A 19,845-nucleotide genomic window follows, 5' to 3' on the forward strand; every position below is an offset into this window, starting at 1 on the left:
GACAGTGGGCAGGACCGCCGGGGTGGTGCCGTGACGAGTTTTTCAGCTCCGCTGATGCTGCGGTGATCGCTCACGCGGGTTCGGTCATGGCGGTGATGGTCGCGGACCTGGCGCACCACTCAAGCAAGCACAACAACAAAGATCAACACAAAACGTCCGCGAACTTGCCGGAACTGGCATCTTCGACACGGCGAAAGGCCGCGATATCCTTCGCGGTACCTGGAAGAGGTGGCAGGATCAGATGGAATAGAATACGGACATTCTCGGACGAGTAGGGCAAGTATCCAGTGAGAGACTCCCTGTTTGTGGGGCCTGGTGGGTTTCTCCAGCTCGAAACGACGTGGCAAGAGACCGGCGGCTTGCGGTTGATCGCCATCATTCCGCGGATGGGTAAGAAGTGACCGATACCCTGATCGTTCCCGATGAGCAGGAATTCTTGAACGAATTCGGCGAAGCCATCCAGGACTCCGTGGTACGCAGCTAGGGGGCCTTTTAGATAGTCGCAAGAAGGCAGCGCCTCCGGTGTTCCGAAGGCGTTGCCTTGTGGGTGCGGCCTGGTGGACGCCGATCAGTTGAGTTGCAACACGAGGTCCCGGTACGGCAAAGATATGACGGGAAGTCCTGTGACCTTGAGCTGCTGTTCGGTAGCTTCCAGGAGGACGGTTGCGGTGTCGGGGTCGGTGGCGTTGATTTCGGTTTCGATAAACATGCCGACATCGGTCACGGCATCGACAGTGACGGTGATGTCCGGCGAGGTCGGGTTCCGATAGGTCGTGCGGACCTTCTCCACCCGGGCGAGGAAGACCATACCCAGGTTGGTGAGGAACTGGTGGGCGGTCTCCGCGTCAGCGGCGTCACGTAGGATCAGGTTCGTTTCCTGCTTGGCGATGATGTCGGCGGCGCTGTGGGTGGTGGCGGTCGAAGCGGGCTTGTAGGTGATCTCCGCGAACCCGTCGCTCTGCCGTACTCGCAGGCACTCCACGGTCTGCAGGAAGTCAACATCGGGGCGGCTGTAATACGTATCAACCTCGACCATCGTGCTGGTTGCGTGGTAGTTCGCCTCGGTGAGCCGGGACCGGATCACCGGCTCGTCCGTGCTGGAGATCTGGCGTTTCCGCTCAACTTCGATCATGTCGTTATCGTCCCCTGTGGTTGACGGCTTCGTACACGCGGGCCAAGCTTTCCTTTCCGCAGCATCCTTGCAGGGTTTCCAGTGCCTGGGTGAGCGTGTCCACGTCGGTGAGCGGGATGCTGCGGAACAGCACAAGCTGTTTGGCATCGGGGAGCGGATTTGCTAGCCGCTTGGACAGGAACCGGTTGTAGTAGCGGCGTTCGGCTCGCCGGACGTCACCCGGCTGCGCGGGCATCAGTACCGTGGGTGGGTCGGTGGCTGCCTGCACGGAGTTCACGGCGAACGCGCTGAGCAGCTCGTCCAGCGTCAGGTAGGCGTAGGTCTCGTGTCCTTCGCGGATCCGCCAGGTTTCCCACACCCGTGTGCAGTCGGCTTCTCCGAGCTCGGCGGCCTCCAAGAAGGAGGTGAGGGCCACGTCAGTGATGTTGTCGAAAATGTCGCCGTCGATGGTGTGGTGATCGGCGTAGGGCTCACTCATCGCGCGCAGCATCGTCTTCTGCGTCGCGGTCAACCAGTCGGTACCGCTGAGGGTGTAGTGCACCCGCTTGTGACCGGTGCGGAAGTCGATCCAGTCGTGCGCGAAATGGCCTTCCAAAATGGGGGTAAAGCCCAGCGCTCCGGGCCTCCACGCGTGATCTCGGAAGGTGATGTAATGCCGCTGCACTTCGCGGAACACGCCCAGTGGTGCCGAAATGAAGGCGCATCGGGTGGTGTCGAGATGCGCCACGTCGATGAGGCCGAATGCGGTCAAGGGCCTGGCAGATCAGAAAGCCCTTTCTTCCCCGTGAGCGTTAGCGGCGAGATCGAGATACCCGGCGTTGGTCTTCTGATCGGTAGCGAACACAGGCTGTGTAACGTGGCTCAACTTCCCTCTCTCTCAAGATCTTTGACGCGGGTGGGGTGTTCGTGATCGCAATGCGGGTGGAACCCGGTGGCCGCGCCGGTCAGGGGGCACAGGGAGGACTGCGACACAGCCACCGGAATCTAGGCGGCGTTGGCGTGGAGGCGTGCGACTACGCAGGCGCGGCAGCCGACCACGCTGATGAGTCGTGCGTGGGTGGGTGCGTCGCTGCCGACGATGCGGGAGTCACACCACGTCCAGCCGTCGCGGTGCGGGCTGCGCTCGTGCGCTACGCGGTGGTGGCCAATCCAGATGTCGGCGGGTGGCGGGACCCGGAGCTGTTACTACGGTTTGTGTGAGGACTCCGGGCCCCGCCGTTGCCGCTCCAGCACTCCAACTGCGGTCCGGCCGTTTCGGGGGACGGGAGGACGAAACGATGGGGCCTTCGCGGCACGAACAAAGCTTGGCCCCAACAAAAAACAGGTAGGGGGAGAAATCCACCCCCCTACCTGATCGGACGAGCTTAGACGGTCAACCCGAGGCGCTTGGCAAGAATCCGGGCGTCCCTCTGGGCACCTCGGCTGCCATTTCTGACCAGGTCCCCAGCGATTCCCCGGGCCATCGGGTGATGCTTCATCGACTCTCCGCAGGTGTCAGTGGCACGCTGGAGAACTTGAAGCGTCGCAATGCGATCCTTGCGCTGGTGATAGCTACGCGCCATATCAAGCCAAAGCCTGGATCGCCGGTGAACAGAAGGGAGGGCGTCGATATCAGCGTCGAGGGTATGCGCCGACTTTCGCAGGTCGGTGTAGACGTTTACGCCGGTCACCTCGGCGTTTGCCGAACCGAACAATGTGGCCACATGAGCGTAGCCCGCAGGCATCCTCCGAGCCATGGCACCGGCTTGGTCGAGCGCGAAAAGCGCGTCGCCTTCCCGGCCTAGACGCGCTGCGGTGATGGCGCCATGAAGGTGCATCGCACCCCACAGGGCACGTGTTGTTTCGGTACCTTCGTTCAGTCGAGGTTCCAACAACGCCGCCGCTTCGGTCACCAGCCGGTAGGCGTCTTCTTCTCGCCCGGTCGCTCTCCGAACATTGCCGAGCACCCACGCGCCCAATGCCATCGACTCCGGCTCTCCGGCGTGCGCTGCAGCGTTCATTGCGCGGTCTGCGACCAACCACAAGAGCGGGGTGTCGGACACCCAGGCGAGGACCTGATGCGCGAGTGCGTATGCGCTCGTCAAGGTTGCGTAAGCGCTGCGGCGCGGTTTGCCGTCCAACGTTCGGGCCGCGCGCCGGGCATCCCGAATGATTCCGGGCAGCAACGCACCTGCCGCGCTGCGTGGTGTCGGACTGTTGTGCCAGAGATTCCAGGCATAGTCCGTTGACTGCTTCAGCGCGGCAACGTTCGGAGGTGCCGAGGTACCAGCGGTAAGCGGCATCTCTTCGATGGCCTCGCGTAGTGCCTCAACTGCCGGGTGTCCGGCGCGGCGGTTGAGGTCGACAGGCACGGAGGCGGAACCGGTGATCTCGGCGAGATCCCGCACTCCAAGCGCCTCAGCGAGGCGGACCAGAGTGGGAAGCCTCGGCGTTTGAATCTTCCCTTTCTCTACCTGCTTGAGCCAATCGGGTGACCGGCCAACCAGTCCGGCGACGACTGCCCTCGACTTGCCCGTCCGTTCTCGGATGACCTGGAGCCGTTCGCCGATCGACTTACCTGCGAGTTCATCAGCCTGCATCAGCCGTTCCTCGCCGCAAACCCCGCGCCCCCCGCAACGTCCTTCCCTACGCAGAGGGATGATCTGAGCGTATCTGCGGAGATGTCTCCGGTGACAGACCCACGAGGGATCGGTCACCGAAAGTAGCCAACGACCCGGTGTGCTGGCTCAACGTTCGGCGGTATTCGCGGCGTGGTTGGCATGCGAAAGTAGTGCGGTTGCTGCCGCTTATGCCGCATCGTGAATCCGACCGCGCGGTCGGTCGTTGGCGACGCCAGGGCCATTGAAACGGCGTCTCGGCACTGTGTCACTCGTTCGACAGCATGCACGCCCTCCGCCACACCTTCGCCTCCGTCATGCTCGCCGCCGGAGGGCACCATCCGAGAGCTGGCGGAATACCAAAAATCGCTAAAACTGCTGGTCAACCCATATGCTCCCAGATGGTGCCCCTTCATCCCGTCCTGTCGTCAGTCGTTGGCGTGGAGGGCGGCGTTGAGCTCCACCTTGCCGCCGGTACGTGGCGAGACCTCGATCGCGCCGGTCGTGGAGTTGCGGCGGAACAGCAGGCCGTCCGAGCCGGACAGTTCGCGCGCCTTGGTGATCGTGCCGTCCGGCAGCACCACCTTGGTGCCCGCCGTGACGTACAGCCCGGCCTCCACCACGCAGTCGTCACCCAGCGAGATGCCCACCCCGCCGTTGGCGCCGATCAGGCACCGCTCGCCGATGGAGATGACCTCCTTGCCGCCACCGGACAGGGTGCCCATGATCGAGCCGCCGCCGCCCACGTCGGAGCCGTCGCCCACGACGACGCCCGCGGAGATCCGGCCCTCCACCATCGAGGCGCCGAGCGTGCCGGCGTTGAAGTTGACGAAGCCCTCGTGCATCACGGTGGTGCCGCTGGCCAGGTGCGCGCCCAGCCGGACCCGGTCGGCGTCGCCGATGCGCACCCCGGACGGCACGACGTAGTCGACCATGCGCGGGAACTTGTCCACGCTGTAGACGGTCACCGGGCCGCGCGCCCGCAGCCGCAGCCGGGTCGCCTCGAAGCCCTCCACCGGGCACGGGCCGTGGTTGGTCCACACGACGTTGGCCAGCAGCCCGAAGATGCCGTCGAGGTTCTGGCCGTGCGGCCGGACCAGCCGGTGCGACAGCAGGTGCAGGCGCAGGTACACGTCGTGCGCGTCGACCGGCTCGTCGGCGAGCCGACCGATCTCGGTGCGTACCGCGACGACCTCGACCCCGCGGGCCTCGTCGCGCCCGAGCAGCGCGGCCCCGGCCTCGCCCAGGGACTCGGCCGCCTGCTCGGCGGACAGGCGCGTGGTGCCGGAGGTGCCGGGCTCGCCCAACCGAACGGTGGGGAACCAGGTGTCCAGCACCGTGCCGTCGTCGGTCACGGTGGCCAGGCCCACGCCGTGGGCGCCCGTGGTCTGCGGGTCGGGAGACTGTGCACTCATACCGGGAACCGTAATCCGCGCAGGTGACAGCCGCCCGCATGGGGTCGGCCGGACAGGTGTGACGTCGGTGCTCCCGCAGCGAAGGCGTCCGGGGTTGCGCCGACCCACGCGCAACGATCCGGATGCGCACATCTCAGCGTTCCACGAGGTGGCATCCTGTGGTGACCATCAGCACGGTGTTGCGGGCCGTGCCGAACTGGTAGACCGCGCCGTACTCGTCGTTGGCCGTGATCTCGTGGTCGCCGCTGCGGTCCACGATGATCTCGGGCTCGCCGAAGCCGTACTCGCCGGTGATGTGCCGGATGATCTCCACCGCCCGCAGCCAGTGCTCGTCGGGCAGGTTGCCCGGTGACTTCCACGACTCCAGCACCCAGCTCTCGGCGTCGGCGACGTCCGGGAACTCGGTGCACCCGGACCGGCTGACCGGGGCCGACATCGACCAGGACAGGGGGCCGAACTCGTGGTCGAGCCGGTCCCGCAGCCGCTGCTGCATCTGCCGGTAGCGGGCGCTGATCTCGGCCATGCCGGGGCGTTTCTGGAGCAGGATGCGCGGGTCTTCCACGGTGTCCCCCGTCAGGTTCCGATGGTGGCGCTGGACGTGATCTTCCTAGGAGATGATGCCGGAGATCATGTCACCGATGCCCAGCCCGTCGTCCTTGACCGCCCGGTCGGGGACCCCGGCCACGACGACGCTCATGTTGTACTGGCTGGTGCTGTTGGGCGCGAAGTAGCTGCCGTGGCCCTGGACGCCGTTGAGCGTGCGCCCGCCGACCGAGGCGTCCTTCGCGGACAGGCCGACCATGCCGTCCAGGTGGCTGGGGTCGCCGCCGAAGCGGCCCAGGTCAGCGACCCAGTCGTTCTCCGCCTCGATCCGGTAGGTGTGCCCGGCGGGCACGCGGAGGTCGCGCACGTCGTTGGTGCCCACGCCCGGCGACCCGGAGAACACCGCGTCGTCCACACCGTGGCCGTCCTGCTGCATCGCGTAGCCGGTGATCGTGGAGCCGTAGGAGTGGCCGATGGCGGTCAGGTGCAGGGCGGTGTCGCGCGAGGCGTTGATGCCCGCGCAAAAGCGGGCCAGCTTCCGGCCGCCCTCCTCGGCGGATGCCGAGGACACCACCGAGCGGTCCGGGTCGGCGATCTCGCGCCACAGCGGGAACTCGGTGCCCATCCAGGTGACGGTGGCGACCGTGCCGCCGTCGCCGTGCCGGTCGCTCTCGAACTGCGCCTGGCGGCGCAGCTGGTCCATCTGCGTGTCCGCGTGCAGCGCGCCGTCGACGGTGGTGTTGAAGCCCGGCGTGTACACCGCGACGTGGTCGGCGGTGTCCACGTCGCCCACCGCCACCGCGGCTTTCGCGCGTTCGCCGCCGGTGTCGAGCAGCAGGAGCTGCCGGTCGCCGCGGGCCAGGATCTTCTCGATGGCGTCGAGGGACCGGAGCCTGGCGTCGATGTCGGCCAATCGCTCCCGCTCGCCGCGCGTGGTGCCGTCGCCTTCCAGCTCGACCTTTCGCCGGTGCAGCGCCTTGCGCTCCTCCTCGATGCGGGCCCGGTTGGCCCGATCCCGGACCGCGGCCGGGATGCCGTCGCGGTTGCCCAGCCAGGCGGGCGGGTTGGCGGCCAGCTTGGCGCGCTCGGCGGGCGGCAGGGATCTCCACCACCTGGCGTTCTGGGCGGGGGTGCCGTCCTCGGGGATTGCGCCCGCGGCAGCGGTGGTGCGCACCGTCGCGGGCGCGATGGGGCCGCTTTCCGCCGCGACGAGCGCCTTGGCCAGGGCGGCGTCGGCGCGCTCGGCGTCGTCGAGGACGGCCTGGATCTCGGCGGCCAGTTCGTCGCGGACCCGCCGCCGCTGCTGGTGGACCTCGTGGTCGGCGGGGACGTCCCGCGAGGGTCGGACGTCGCGGATGGCGCCGTCCTCGGTGATCTCGAAGCCGTGGGCGCGCGCCCGGTGCTCGGCGGCGTCGAGTCGCCGCCGCACCCGCCGGACGTCCTCGGCGGCTCGGCCGACGGCGTCGCGCACCGCGGTCACCTCGTCGCCCAGCCGCTGGAGCTGCGCGCCGAGGGTGGCGTGGCGCTTCGCGGACTGCTCGGCCGCCGCCCCGTCCCACCCCTCGGGGTTGCGGGCGGCGCCGAACTCGTCATCGATCCCGGCGAGGTCGCTCCGACGCCTGCCGAGGGCGCGGAAGACCTCTTCGAGCGCCTCGGGCCTCCACCGGCGCACGTCGGCGATCGACACCATGCCGCAAACCCCTTTCCAGCACAGGGCTCCCGGGCGAGCGTCGTACCGGTGCAACACGGCCGCGAGTCCAGACCACCTGTTCGTGCGGCCGAATCAGCCGACCGAGGTGGCCGTGAGCTGGATGACGCCGCCCGCCAGTAGCGGAGCGGCGACCTCCGCGGCCGGCTCGGGCCGCACGATCAGCCCTGACCGCCCCTGGCGGACGCCAGCAGGTGGCAGCCGGTCCGGACGCTTATGATCGTGTTGACCGCGGTGCCGAAGTGCAGCTGGGCGCCGAAGCCGTCGCGGAGTTCGACCTTGTGGTCGGCAGGCCGGTCGACAATCACCTCGAGTTCGGTGAAGCCATACTCGCGGGTGACCTCGACGGCGATCTGCTGTGCCTGCGGCCACTGCGCGTCCGGGATGTTGCCCTCGTGGAGCCACAGGTCCAGGCTGTGCTTCTCCGCGCCGTCGATGCCGGGGAACTCGCTGCAGCCGGCTTCGCCGAAACCCCCTTCGTTGACCCACGGCGTTGGGAGACCGAGGTCGGCCGACAGCCGATCACGCAGCTTCTGCTGCATCTCCTCGTATCGCGCGGTGATCTCCTCCATGGACGGACGCTGCTGAAGGACGCTGAGCTGGTCTGACACGTTTCCCCCGTCGGACGGTCCGGTGCAGCCTGCGGCGAGCAGTGCGCAGAAGGCGAACACGATGAGCTTGTTCATGAGAACAGATCCTTGATCCTGGATCCGGTTTCCTTGACCTTGTCGACCGCGTCCGAACCGAAGTCCTTGGCCTTGTCGACCGCTCCCGCTCCCCAGTCGTGGACCTTGGAACCCAGCTCCTGGGTCTGGTGCGGTAGGTAGGAGAGCACGTCGCCGACGCCGTCGGTCTTGCCGGTCACGGCCTGCTCCGGGATACCTGCGACGACGACGGCCATGTTGTGCTGGCTCGTGGTGTCCGGGTTCAGGTAGTCGCTGTGCCCGGTGACCTCCGCGCCCTCCTTCGACTTCGCGGTCGACAGGTCCTTGAACCCCTCCATGTGCGACGGGTCGCCGCCGAAGCGCGCGAGGTCGGCGACCGCGTCGTTCTTCGCTTCCAGCCGGTACGCGTGGCCCTCGGGGACGTGCAGGTCCTCGATGTCGTTGGTGCCGACGCCGGGTGAGCCGTAGATGATCGCGTCGTCGACGCCGTGGTCGCCTTTCTGCAGGGCGTAGCCGGTGGTGGTGGAGCCGTAGGAGTGGCCGATCGCGGTGAGGTGCGGATCGGTGTCCCGGGATTCGTTGATGCCCTTGTAGAAGTCGTTGAGCTTGGCTCCACCCTTTTCGGCCGCATCCGCGCCGAGCACCGAGTGGTCGTCCTCAGCCAACTCGTCCCACTGCGGCGCCTCGTACCCGATCCACGTGACGGCGGCGACCTCGCCGTGCTTGCCGTGGCGGCGGAGCTCCTGCTCGGACTCGGTGACGAGTTCCTGCATCTTGTCGTCGTAGTTCTCGAGGCTGCCGTCGACCGTGGTGGTGAAGCCGGGGGTGAAGACCGAGACGTGGTCGGCGGTGTCCACGTTGCCGACGGCCACGGCGGCCTTGACCCGCTCACCGCTGGTGTCGAACAACATCAGCTGGCGCGGCGGGTTTTCCCGGGCGATGGTCTTCTCGATGGTGTCGATGGACCTGAGCTTGGCGTCGATCTCCTCGATCTTGTCCTTCTCGTCGTCGGTGACGCCGCCTTCCCGGAGCTGCTGCTTCTGCTCGGTGAGCTTCGCGCGTTCGTCGTCGATGTTGGCTCGGTTGATCTGGTCGCGGACTTCGGCGGGGATGCCGTCGCGGTTACCGAGCCAGCCGGGCGCGGTTTCCAGCAGTGCGGCGCGTTGTTCGTCGGACAGCGATTTCCACCACTCGGCGTTGGCCTTTGGGGTGTTCTCCTTGGGCTTCCCGGCGGAGGCGACGAGGGCCTGGATCTGGGTGGTGTTGGCGGCGTCGGCCAGGGTGCCGCCTTTGCCGGGCTGGATTGTGTCCTGGTTGGCGGCGGTGAGGGCCTTGGCGAGTTCGGCGTCGGTGCGTTCTGCCTCGTCGAGGATTTTCTCGATGGTGTCGACGAGTTTGTCGCGGACCTGGATGCGTTTTTGTTTGACTGCCTCGAGCTGGTCTTCGGGGACGTCCTTGGGTGGGTTGACGTCCTTGATGCCGCCTTCTTCGGTGATCTGGAAGCCGTGGGCTCGTGCTTCGTGTTCGGCCTGGGTGAGTTGTTGCTTGATCTTGGTGACGTCGTCGGCGGCTGCGGCGACGGCGACGCGCACGGTGGCGACCTCGGCGACGAGGGTGCGCATGTCGGCGAGCAGCTTCGTGTGCTGCTGGGCGGCGCTGTCGGCGGCTTTCCCGGTCCAGCCGTCGGGGTTCTTGGCGCCGTCGAGTTCGTCCTGCAGGCTGATCAGGTCATCGCGGCGCTTGCCGAGCTCCCGGTGCACCGCGTCGAGACCCTCGGGCTTCCAGCGTCGGACATCGGCTAACGACACCATGTGCTTCCCCTTACTTCCCGGGCCACGGGGTGACTCGCTTGCATTGCCGGGCACACGGCCCGAGGGCTATCCCTTCGCGGACTGCAGCAGGTGGCACCCGGTGTGCACCCGCATGATCGTGTTGGTGGACGTGGCGAAGTCCAGATCTGCGCCGAACGAGTCGTGCAGCACGATGTTGTGTTCGCCGGGCCGGTCGAGGATCACTTCGGGGGCGCCGAAGCCGTACTCGCCAGCGACCTCGGTAGCGATCCGCTGCGCCTGGGGCCACTGGCTGTCCGGGATGTTCCCGTGGTACGTCCAGATGTTGAGGGAGTGCTTTTCCGCCCCCGGGACGTCAGGCGCCTCCTTGCAGCCCGACGAGCCGGACTCTCCGTCATCGACCCACGCAGTGGTGAGGCCGAGGTCCGCGGACAGCCGGTCGCGCAGCTTCTGCTGCATCTGCTCGTAGCGCGCGGTGACTTCTTCCATGGAAGGTCGCTGCTGGAGGGTCTGGGCGTCCACTTCTTCCCCGTCGTCGAGTGGGTCTCCTGGTTGGTCGGCGCAGCCGACCGCGAGCAGTGCGCAGAGCGCGAGCAGGACGAGTTTTCTCATGAGAAGAGGTCCTTGGCCTTGTCGATTGCGGCCGAACCGAGGTCCTCGACCGTGGACTCCACCTCGGAGCCGACGTCCTTGACGCCTTCCTTGACCGTGGACACCGTGTCCTCGCCGAAGACCTTGGACGCGATGTCGCTGCCGACGTCCACGGACTTCGACAGCACGTCCGCTCCGGTGTCGTAGATCTGCGTTCCGGTCTTGAAAACCGGGTCCAGGTACGGCGAAACCATGTCGCCGACACCCTCGCTGTTGCCCTGCACCGTCTTCTCCGGGTGTCCGGCGATGACGGCGGCCAGGTTGTGCTGGCTCGTCGAGTCGTCGGTGAGGTATTTGGTGTGCCCGGTCACCTCGCCGCCGACCTTCGACTTCTCGGTGGACAGGTCGGTGAATCCGTCCATGTGGGACGGGTCCTTGCCGAACCGGCTGAAGTCGGCCACCGGGTCCCACGCGGCCTCCATCCGGTAGGTGTGCCCTTCCGGGACATGGAGGTCCTTGACGTTGTCGGTGCCGACGCCGGGTGAGCCGAAGACGATCGCGTCATCCACACCATGCCCACCCTTCTGCAGGGCGTAACCGGTGGTGGTGGAGCCGTAGGAATGGCCGATCGCGGTGAGGTGCGGATCGCTGCCCCGGGACTCGTTGATGCCGGCGAGGAAGCTGTTGAGCTTCTCCCCGCCGATCCGGGCGGACTGGGAGCTGACCACCGAGTCGCGTTCGCTGCCCGCCAGGTCGAGGAGTTCGCCGCTCACCTGCGGTGCTTCGTACCCGATCCAGGTCACCGCGGCGACGCTGGGATCCTCACCGGCCAGTTTCAGCTGCTCCTTCGATTTCGCGACGAGCTTCTGCATGTCGTCGTCGTAGCCCTTGAGGCTGCCGTCGACCGTGCTGGTGAGGCCCGGGGTGAACACGGCCACGTGCTTCGCGGTGTCCACGTTGCCGACGGCCACGGCGGCCTTGAGACGTTCGCCACTGCTGTCGAGGACCAGCAGCTGCCGGTCGCCCCTCGCGAGGGTCTCCTCGATCGCGGTCAGGGAGGCGAGCTTCGCGTCGATCTTCTTCAGCTCGCGCTGCTCGTCGTCGGTGACGCCGCCTTCCCGGAGCTGCTGCTTCTGCTCGGTGAGCTTCGCGCGTTCGTCGTCGATGTTGGCTCGGTTGATCTGGTCGCGGACTTCGGCGGGGATGCCGTCGCGGTTACCGAGCCAGCCGGGCGCGGTTTCCAGCAGTGCGGCGCGTTGTTCGTCGGACAGCGATTTCCACCACTCGGCGTTGGCCTTTGGGGTGTTCTCCTTGGGCTTCCCGGCGGAGGCGACGAGGGCCTGGATCTGGGTGGTGTTGGCGGCGTCGGCCAGGGTGCCGCCTTTGCCGGGCTGGATTGTGTCCTGGTTGGCGGCGGTGAGGGCCTTGGCGAGTTCGGCGTCGGTGCGTTCTGCCTCGTCGAGGATTTTCTCGATGGTGTCGACGAGTTTGTCGCGGACCTGGATGCGTTTTTGTTTGACTGCCTCGAGCTGGTCTTCGGGGACGTCCTTGGGTGGGTTGACGTCCTTGATGCCGCCTTCTTCGGTGATCTGGAAGCCGTGGGCTCGTGCTTCGTGTTCGGCCTGGGTGAGTTGTTGCTTGATCTTGGTGACGTCGTCGGCGGCTGCGGCGACGGCGACGCGCACGGTGGCGACCTCGGCGACGAGGGTGCGCATGTCGGCGAGCAGCTTCGTGTGCTGCTGGGCGGCGCTGTCGGCGGCTTTCCCGGTCCAGCCGTCGGGGTTCTTGGCGCCGTCGAGTTCGTCCTGCAGGCTGATCAGGTCATCGCGGCGCTTGCCGAGCTCCCGGTGCACCGCGTCGAGACCCTCGGGCTTCCAGCGTCGGACATCGGCGAAGGACACCATGCGGCTGCCTACCCTCCAACCGATGCGCCGACCTGGCTGATGTTCTGCGCGCCGGCCTGGTCGGTGCGCTGGTACTCGTCGGCGGTGGCGGTCAGCGAGTTGCCGTGCTCGGTCGCGGCCTGACTCCACTTCCGGACCGACTGGTCCCAGCTCTGCGCGACCTGCTTGGCCGCGCCCTCCGACCGGCCGCCCGGCATGGCCGTGGCGATGTCGGTGGTGGGCTGCCCCAGCTTGACCTGACCGGCCTGCTCCCCGGCCGACTTGGCGCTTGCCCCGGCCTTGCGCAGCGCGTCCGGGTTCGCGGTGTAACTCATGCCCACCTCCAGCAACAATGACCCCAGTGGCGGAAGCCTAGCGCGACGATCATCGGTTCAGATGGTCTTTCGGCCGATCCGGTTCCCGCGCGGACGCGGATTCTCGACGGGCCCCGTCGAGCCGCCGCTGCGCTGGCCGCCGGGTAGCCTGCCGGACGTGACCGCGTCGTTGGATCTCACCGCTGACCCCGTCGAACTCACCGCCGCGCTGGTGGACATCCCCAGCGTTTCGGGCGAGGAGAAAGCCATCGCCGACGCAGTGGAGCAGGCGTTGCGCGCGCAGGCCCCGCACCTGGAGGTGGTGCGCAACGGCGAGGCGGTGCTGGCCCGCACGAACCTGGGGCGCGGTTCCCGGGTGGTGCTGGCCGGGCACTTGGACACGGTGCCGATCAACGACAACCTGCCGCTGCGGCGCACCGGCTCGGGCGACGACGAGGTGCTGCACGGCTGCGGTGCGGTTGACATGAAGGGCGGGGACGCGGTGATGCTGCACCTCGCCGCGCAGCTGCGTGCACCGCGCCACGATCTGACCCTGGTGTTCTACGACTGCGAGGAGGTCGAGGCCGAGCGCAACGGGCTGAACCGCATCGAGCGGGAGCTGCCGGAGTGGCTGGCCGGCGACCTGGCCGTGGTGTGCGAGCCGTCCAACGCCGCGATCGAGGCGGGTTGCCAGGGCACCATGCGCGTGGAGGTGCGCACCACCGGCGAGCGTGCGCACACCGCGCGGGCGTGGATGGGGTCGAACGCGATCCATGCGGCGCACCCGGTGCTGCAGCGGTTGGCCGAGTACACGCCGCGCGAGCCGGTGATCGACGGCCTGCAGTTCCGGGAGGGCCTGCAGGCGGTGCGGATCTCCGGGGGAGTCGCGGGCAACGTGGTGCCCGACGAGTGCGTGGTGACGGTCAACCACCGCTTCGCGCCGGACCGGACGCTGGCGGAGGCCGAGGCGCACCTGCGTGAGGTCTTCGACGGGTTTGAGGTCACGGTGGTCGACGGCGCACCGGCGGCCCTGCCGGGGCTGTCCGCACCGGCCGCGGCGGAACTGGTCGAGGCGTCCGGCGCGGCACCGGTGGCGAAGCTGGGCTGGACGGACGTGGCCCGCTTCGCGGCCCGCGGCCTGCCCGCGGTGAACTTCGGCCCAGGTTCCCCCACCCTGGCGCACACCAAGCAGGAGCACGTGGCGGCGGCGGAGATCCGCCGCTGCGCGGACGTGCTGACCCGCTTCCTCAGCTGACCCGCGCTGGGTGCAGGCACCCTGACCACGTGCCCGTCACCCGCGTCGCGGGATCAGGCGATGCCGAGGACCGTGTCGTCCGTGCTCTCCGAGCGGGACGGCTCCTGGTCGCGTTGCTGCGGCAGCTGCGCCTGCCGCTCCGCTTCGGTGAGCTTCTCGGCGGCCTGCGGCCGCTCGGCGGCGAGCTCGGCCTGCCGCGCCGGCTCGGCGAGCTCCGCTGCCTCCGGCTCGGTGGGCTCCGCCGTTTCCGGCTCGGTGGCACGGGGTGTCTTCGTCGCCTCGCCGCGGTGGACGGTGTCGACGAACTGCAGCAGCTCCACCGGGAACGGCAGCACCAGCGTCGAGTTTTTCTCCGCGGCCACCTCCACGACCGTTTCCAGCAGGCGCAGCTGCAGCGCGGCCGGGGTGTCGGACATGACGCGCGCCGCGTCGGCGAGCTTGCGGGACGCCCGGAACTCCCCGTCCGCCGAGATGACCCGCGAACGCCGCTCACGTTCGGCCTCGGCCTGGCGGGCGATCGAGCGCTTCATCGACTCCGGCAGCGAAACGTCCTTGATCTCCACCCGGTCGATGTGCACGCCCCAGCCCAGCGCCGGGCTGTCGATCATCAGCTCCAGGCCCTGGTTCAGCCGTTCCCGGTTGGACAGCAGGTCGTCCAGGTCGCTCTTGCCGATGATCGAGCGCAGCGAGGTCTGCGCGACCTGCCCGACGGCGAACAGGTAGTCCTCGACGTTGACGATGGCGCGGGCCGGGTCCTCGACCCTGAAGTAGACCACCGCGTCCACCCGGACGGTCACGTTGTCGCGGGTGATGCCCTCCTGCGCGGGCACCGGCATCGTGACGATCTGCAGGTTGACCTTCCGCATCCGGTCCACGAGCGGGACGATTATGGTCAGGCCGGGGCCGCGGGTGGCGCTCTGCAGCCGTCCGAGGCGGAACACCACGCCGCGTTCGTACTGCTTGATGACCTTGACTCCGGCCGCGACGTAGAGGATGCCGAGCACGAGGATTCCGATCAGCAGGTCGATGAGCATGGCTGGCTCCCGGGCTCGAGTGGGATCGTGCCCGGCGACCCCGGGGTCCGCCCGCCTGCGTAGATCGCCTGCGGATCTGCGTGGTGTGCGCGGCCGGCGTCGCCGGCGGCACTCGATCTTCTCTTCGTATCGTACGCCGCTGCTCGCCCCCGTGAATCCCTCGTGAACAGGCATTTCCCGGCTCGCCCCGGGTGCGGGGGTGCGCCGCGGACGCAGCGGGGCTGCGTACTCTCGACGCCATGACGATCGAAGGCCCGTGGGGCGAACCGAACGGAGCGGAGAAACCCCAGGAGAAGCAACGCGGACCCGTCGTGCTGCGCCGGTCCCGGTTGAGCGAGCCGACCACCACCGACCAGCGGCTGCTGGACTCCCGCGGCCCCTCGGACTGGGTGCACACCGACCCGTGGCGGGTGCTGCGCATCCAGGCGGAGTTCGTGGAGGGCTTCGGGGCCCTGGCCGAGGTGCCGCGCGCGGTGACCGTGTTCGGCTCGGCGCGCACCCCCCGCGACCACCCGGAGTACGCCGTGGGCGTGCAGCTGGGGGCGGCGCTGGCCGGGATCGGCTGTGCGGTGATCACCGGCGGCGGGCCGGGCGCGATGGAGGCGGTCAACCGCGGGGCGTCCGAGGCGGGCGGGCTGTCGATCGGCCTGGGCATCGAGCTGCCCTTCGAGCAGGGCCTGAACCCGTGGGTGGACCTCGGCGTCAACTTCCGGTACTTCTTCGTCCGCAAGACGATGTTCATCAAGTACGCGCAGGCGTTCGTCTGCCTGCCGGGCGGCTTCGGCACCATGGACGAGCTGTTCGAGTCGCTGACCCTGGTGCAGACCAAGAAGGTCACGAAGTTCCCGGTGGTGCTGTTCGGCCGGTCCTACTGGCAGGGCCTGTACGACTGGATCCGTGACAGCATGCACGGGACCGGCAAGATCGGGGAGAAGGACCTGGCCCTGCTGCACCTCACCGACGACGTCGATGACGCGATCCGGATCGTGCAGGAGGCGTACGAGGCTTGGGAGGCCACCCATTGAGCACCGCTGAACCCGACGGCGACATCTCGGTCTGCGTTTTCTGCGCGTCGGGACCGGTGCCGCAGCAGCACCTCGACCTGGCGGCCGAGGTCGGCACCAAGATCGCCAAGCGCGGGTGGACGCTGGTCTCCGGCGGCGGCCGGGTGTCGATGATGGGCGAGGTGGCGCGGGCGGCGCGGGCCGCGGGCGGGCGCACCATCGGCGTCATCCCGCGCGCCCTGGTGGACCGCGAGGTGGCCGACACCGATGCCGACGAACTGCTGGTCGTGGACACGATGCGAGAGCGCAAGGGGCTGATGGACGCGCACGCCACGGCGTTTTTGACGCTGCCCGGCGGCATCGGCACCTGCGAGGAGCTGTTCGAGATCTGGACGGCCCGCTACATCGGCATGCACACCAAACCCGTCGTGCTGCTCGATCCGGACGGGCACTACCGGGGCCTGCTGGACTGGTTGCGCGGGCTGGTGGACAGCGGTTTCGCCAAGCAGCACTCGCTGGACGTGCTGCACGTCACCGACGACGTCGACACCGCCCTCGACGCGTGCCTGTAGCTGCCATGCCAGGATCTCCAGCCGTGCGACTGCGGTTCCGCGACAAGGACGTCCCCCAGGACCGTCCGCTGGTGATGGCCATCGTCAACCGAACCCGCGACTCGTTCTTCGACCGCGGGCGGACCTTCGAGGTGGACGCGGCCACGGCCGCGGTGGACCGGGCGGTGGCCGACGGCGCCGACATCGTCGACATCGGCGGGGTCCGCGCCGGGGCGCAGGGCGAGGTGGTGGACGCCGCCGAGGAGATCCGCCGGGTGGTGCCCTTCGTCTCCGCGATCCGCGAGCGCCACCCAAACCTGGTGATCAGCGTCGACACCTGGCGGCACGAGGTGGCCCGGCCGGTCTGTGAGGCGGGTGCGGACCTGCTCAACGACACCTGGGCGGGGGCGGACCCGAAGCTGGCCGAGGTGGCCGCCGAGTTCGGGGTGGGCGTGGTGTGCTCGCACACCGGCGGGTTGCCGCCGCGCACCGATCCGTACCGGGTGCGCTACGCCGACGTGGTCGCCGAGGTGACCGCGGAGCTCGTCGCACGGGCCGAGCGGATGGTGGAGCTCGGGGTGCCCGCGCAGGGCGTGCTGATCGACCCGACGCACGACTTCGGCAAGAACACCTGGCACGGGTTGGCGCTGCTGCGCCGCATCGGGGAACTGGTGGACACCGGCTGGCCGGTGCTGATGGCCCTGTCGAACAAGGACTTCATCGGCGAGACCCTGGACGTCCCGGTTGACCAGCGGCTGGAGGGCACGCTGGCGGCGACCGCCATCGCGGCCTGGGGCGGGGCCCGGGTGTTCCGGGCGCACCACGTGGTGGAGACCCGCCGGGTGGTGGAGATGGTCGCGGCGATCGCCGGAACGCATCCCCCGGCCCACGTGCGCCGGGCCCTGGCGTGAGCATCCGCGCGGACCGCCGCGGCACTGCTCCGGGCGAGATGGCGTCTCCGGAAAGGGCGGTCCGCCGGTCTCCCCGGCAGTCGGCGTTCCCTGTGGCGAACGCGCTCGGGGCAGGGTGCGGCACCCCGCACAGGTGTGGTCAGGGTTTGCCGACGGCCTGGCCGAGCAGCTGGGTGAGTGTCGGGACCGGCACGTCCGGGCGGACCGCGGTGAGCACCGGCACCAGGCGCAACCAGCGGGAGGTGATCCGCGGGGCGCTGGGTGGGGTGCGGCCCAGCTCGTCGACGAGCTCCTCCAGCCGCCACTGCGCCTCGTCACGCTCCAGGCTCCGGTCCGGGTGCCCGGTCGATCACGTCCACCAGCGCCGCGAGGGAGGAGCGGAGCTGGTGGAGCGCGTCGGGGCGGGGGCGTAGGTCGTGGCGGCGTCGAGTCGCGCGGTGCCGGTGGTCGCTTCGGGGGCGTCGTGGTCGGGCACGGCAAACGGCTCCTGATTGCTCGCGCGGCACATCCGACTCCGCAGTGTGGTGGGGAACCGGGCCGGATAAGGTCCTTCCGGGATCTGCCACCCGAACGGATCAGCCACGGACCGGGCTGTGATCGACATCATTGCGGGTCCGGATCGCGACAGGACCAAGGTCCTCTTGCGTGGCGGCGGTGACAGTGGTCGCGAATATCCGTAGAGTGCCTACCTGTGAAGGCTGATGCGCTACGTGGCCACTTGGACGCCCTGCTGCTCGCGACGCTCGACGGCAGGGCTTTGCATGGGTACGCGATCATCGAGGCTCTGCAGGAACGCAGCGGTGGTGCTCTCGATCTCCCCACCGGCACGGTCTACCCGGCGCTTCGCAGGCTCGAACGGGCCGGGTACGTGCACAGCACCTGGAGCACGGTCGGCGGCCGCCAGCGCCGGACCTACCGCCTGACCCACGCGGGCGTGCAGACGCTGCAGGCCGAGCGGCGGGCCTGGCGGGAGTTCACCACGGCGATCGAGGGCGTGCTGGAGGCCGCGCCGGCCAAGACCTGACCACGGCCGCGGGTGTCGGCGCGGCGTGCCACGATGGATGACCGTGGCTAGTGCGCTCATCTACCTGCTCGTGGTGCTGGCGGTCGCCGCGGTCGTCTTCCTGCTCGCCTCGCTGGTCTTCGGCCGCGGGGAGCAGCTGGCCCCGCTGCCGCCCGGCTCCACCCCGACCAGGCTGCCCCCGGCCGACATCGAGGGGGCGGACGTGCGCGCGTTGCGGTTCCAGCAGGTCCTGCGCGGCTACAAGGCATCGGAGGTGGACTGGGCGCTGGAACGCCTCGCCGGGCAGCTCGACGAACTGCACGGGCGCATCGCCGTGCTCGAGCGGCAGCTCGACGTGGCCGGGCAGCAGTTGCAGAAAGCCCGCGCGGAGCGCGAGGACTGACGCCATGCCCCCGGTCGAGCTGCGGTTGAGCGTCCCGGTCGAGGCGACGCCAGAGGTCGTGTGGGCCGCCGCGACCGACTGGGAGCGGCAGGGTGAGTGGATGCTGGGCACCGAGGTGCATCAGGTCAGCGGCACCGGCGGCCCGGGCACCCGGCTGGTGGCGGTCACCGGGCTCGGCGGCATCGGGATCGTGGACCGCATGGAGGTGGTGGCGTGGCAGCCGCCGCACCGCTGCCGGGTCCGCCACCTCGGCAAGCCGCTCGTCGGCGACGGCGGGTTCGAGGTGGTGCGGTGCGGCAACGCCGCGTCGATGTTCGTGTGGTGGGAGCGGCTGGAGCTGCCGCCCGGCGGTGGACTGGTGTGGCCGGTGGTGCGGCCCGCGTTCGCCTGGGGGATGCGGCGGTCGCTGGCCGCGTTCGCGGCGTTCTGCCGCGGCGGAGAAGGAGTGCGGTGAACGAGACCGGTGCCGCGGTGCTGGGTGCGGACGGTCGGGCGCGCTGCCCGTGGGGCGCGGGTCCGGCGGACTACACGGAGTACCACGACAGCGAGTGGGGCGTGCCGCTGCACGGGGAGCGGGAGCTGTTCGAGCGGATCACCCTCGAGTCGTTCCAGTCGGGTCTGTCGTGGTTGACGATCCTGCGCAAGCGCGCGGCGTTCCGCCGGGCGTTCGCGGACTTCGAGCCCGCGAAGGTGGCCGCCTTCGACGACGGCGACCGGGAGCGGCTGCTGGCCGACGCCGAAATCGTTCGCAACCGCGCCAAGATCGACGCCGCGATCCGCAACGCCGGTGCGGTCCTGGAGTTGGACCAACCGCTGGACGAACTGTTGTGGTCGTTCGCCCCGCAGCGCCGCCGACAGCGGCCCAGGACGCTTGCCGAGGTGCCCGCGACGACCCCGGAGTCCACGGCAATGGCCAAGGAGCTCAAGCGCCGCGGTTTCGTGTTCGTCGGCCCGACCACCTGCTACGCCCTCATGCAGGCCACCGGCATGGTCGACGACCACCTCGCCACCTGCTGGCGAGCCGCGGACCGCGCCTGAAACAGCGG

The 19,845-nt window shown here is 68.8% G+C and carries 20 protein-coding genes; 8 read left to right on the plus strand and 12 right to left on the minus strand.

Features of this window, described 5'->3' with window-relative positions; translation table 11 throughout:
- Positions 1–568: 568 nt before the first annotated feature.
- From cyaB to IEY17_RS02270, 11 genes are all read right to left on the minus strand, one after another.
- The gene (gene cyaB / locus IEY17_RS02220; RefSeq protein WP_188984829.1) at positions 569–1,132 is read right to left on the minus strand and encodes a class IV adenylate cyclase; all 564 of its coding nucleotides are present in this window, start codon (positions 1,130–1,132) and stop codon (positions 569–571) included.
- Positions 1,133–1,136: 4 nt separating this feature from the next.
- Positions 1,137–1,883: a hypothetical protein gene (locus IEY17_RS02225; protein WP_188984831.1), complete on the minus strand. Its 747-nt coding sequence runs from the start codon at positions 1,881–1,883 to the stop codon at positions 1,137–1,139.
- A gap of 613 nt (positions 1,884–2,496) precedes the next feature.
- Entirely contained in the window at positions 2,497–3,711 is a 1,215-nt protein-coding gene (locus IEY17_RS02230; RefSeq protein ID WP_188984833.1) for a helix-turn-helix domain-containing protein, read from the minus strand.
- A 446-nt stretch (positions 3,712–4,157) separates the two neighbouring features.
- Positions 4,158–5,144, minus strand: a complete 987-nt coding sequence (gene dapD, locus IEY17_RS02235; RefSeq protein WP_188984835.1) for a 2,3,4,5-tetrahydropyridine-2,6-dicarboxylate N-succinyltransferase — start codon at positions 5,142–5,144, stop codon at positions 4,158–4,160.
- Positions 5,145–5,277: 133 nt separating this feature from the next.
- Positions 5,278–5,721 carry an LppA family lipoprotein gene (locus IEY17_RS02240; RefSeq protein ID WP_188985332.1) on the minus strand — a complete coding sequence of 148 codons (444 nt, stop codon included), beginning with the start codon at positions 5,719–5,721 and terminating at the stop codon, positions 5,278–5,280.
- A gap of 30 nt (positions 5,722–5,751) precedes the next feature.
- Positions 5,752–7,377, minus strand: coding sequence for an alpha/beta hydrolase (locus tag IEY17_RS02245; protein WP_188984837.1), 1,626 nt, complete (start codon positions 7,375–7,377; stop codon positions 5,752–5,754).
- Positions 7,378–7,556: 179 nt separating this feature from the next.
- Entirely contained in the window at positions 7,557–8,081 is a 525-nt protein-coding gene (locus IEY17_RS02250; protein WP_188984839.1) for an LppA family lipoprotein, read from the minus strand.
- A complete protein-coding gene (locus IEY17_RS02255) occupies positions 8,078–9,871 on the minus strand; it encodes an alpha/beta hydrolase (protein ID WP_188984841.1) in 1,794 nt (597 codons plus the stop codon). Before IEY17_RS02255 ends, IEY17_RS02250 begins: the two co-directional genes overlap by 4 nt.
- 66 nt (positions 9,872–9,937) lie before the next feature.
- Entirely contained in the window at positions 9,938–10,462 is a 525-nt protein-coding gene (locus IEY17_RS02260; RefSeq protein ID WP_188984843.1) for an LppA family lipoprotein, read from the minus strand.
- Positions 10,459–12,345, minus strand: coding sequence for an alpha/beta hydrolase (locus IEY17_RS02265; protein WP_188984845.1), 1,887 nt, complete (start codon positions 12,343–12,345; stop codon positions 10,459–10,461). Before IEY17_RS02265 ends, IEY17_RS02260 begins: the two co-directional genes overlap by 4 nt.
- 8 nt (positions 12,346–12,353) lie before the next feature.
- Positions 12,354–12,659, minus strand: a complete 306-nt coding sequence (locus tag IEY17_RS02270; protein ID WP_188984847.1) for a hypothetical protein — start codon at positions 12,657–12,659, stop codon at positions 12,354–12,356.
- Positions 12,660–12,816: 157 nt separating this feature from the next.
- Between IEY17_RS02270 and dapE the strand changes: the two genes are divergently transcribed.
- Positions 12,817–13,893: a succinyl-diaminopimelate desuccinylase gene (dapE, locus tag IEY17_RS02275; RefSeq protein WP_188984849.1), complete on the plus strand. Its 1,077-nt coding sequence runs from the start codon at positions 12,817–12,819 to the stop codon at positions 13,891–13,893.
- Positions 13,894–13,946: 53 nt separating this feature from the next.
- Here the strand turns inward: dapE and IEY17_RS02280 are convergent, their stop codons facing one another.
- On the minus strand, positions 13,947–14,927 hold the full coding sequence (locus IEY17_RS02280) for a slipin family protein (protein WP_188984851.1): 981 nt from the start codon (positions 14,925–14,927) through the stop codon (positions 13,947–13,949).
- 239 nt (positions 14,928–15,166) lie between these two features.
- Here IEY17_RS02280 and IEY17_RS02285 point away from each other — a divergent pair, with 239 nt between their 5' ends.
- The 7 genes from IEY17_RS02285 to IEY17_RS02315 all read left to right on the plus strand — a co-directional run bounded on the left by IEY17_RS02285 (position 15,167) and on the right by IEY17_RS02315 (position 19,837).
- Entirely contained in the window at positions 15,167–15,952 is a 786-nt protein-coding gene (locus tag IEY17_RS02285) for an LOG family protein (RefSeq protein ID WP_188984853.1), read from the plus strand.
- Positions 15,949–16,503: an LOG family protein gene (locus IEY17_RS02290; RefSeq protein WP_229679760.1), complete on the plus strand. Its 555-nt coding sequence runs from the start codon at positions 15,949–15,951 to the stop codon at positions 16,501–16,503. The genes IEY17_RS02285 and IEY17_RS02290 overlap by 4 nt, the downstream gene beginning before the upstream one ends.
- A 5-nt stretch (positions 16,504–16,508) precedes the next feature.
- Complete coding sequence (gene folP / locus IEY17_RS02295; RefSeq protein WP_188984855.1) at positions 16,509–17,393, plus strand: dihydropteroate synthase; 885 nt, start codon at positions 16,509–16,511, stop codon at positions 17,391–17,393.
- Positions 17,394–18,084: 691 nt separating this feature from the next.
- Positions 18,085–18,417, plus strand: coding sequence for a PadR family transcriptional regulator (locus IEY17_RS02300; RefSeq protein WP_188984857.1), 333 nt, complete (start codon positions 18,085–18,087; stop codon positions 18,415–18,417).
- 43 nt (positions 18,418–18,460) lie between these two features.
- A complete protein-coding gene (locus IEY17_RS02305) occupies positions 18,461–18,799 on the plus strand; it encodes a DivIVA domain-containing protein (protein ID WP_188984859.1) in 339 nt (112 codons plus the stop codon).
- A gap of 4 nt (positions 18,800–18,803) precedes the next feature.
- Positions 18,804–19,253: an SRPBCC family protein gene (locus IEY17_RS02310; RefSeq protein WP_188984861.1), complete on the plus strand. Its 450-nt coding sequence runs from the start codon at positions 18,804–18,806 to the stop codon at positions 19,251–19,253.
- The gene (locus tag IEY17_RS02315) at positions 19,250–19,837 is read left to right on the plus strand and encodes a DNA-3-methyladenine glycosylase I (RefSeq protein ID WP_308423934.1); all 588 of its coding nucleotides are present in this window, start codon (positions 19,250–19,252) and stop codon (positions 19,835–19,837) included. Before IEY17_RS02310 ends, IEY17_RS02315 begins: the two co-directional genes overlap by 4 nt.
- Positions 19,838–19,845 lie beyond the last annotated feature (8 nt).

It is taken from the genome of Saccharopolyspora thermophila, assembly GCF_014646075.1.
Lineage (GTDB): Bacteria > Actinomycetota > Actinomycetes > Mycobacteriales > Pseudonocardiaceae > Saccharopolyspora > Saccharopolyspora thermophila.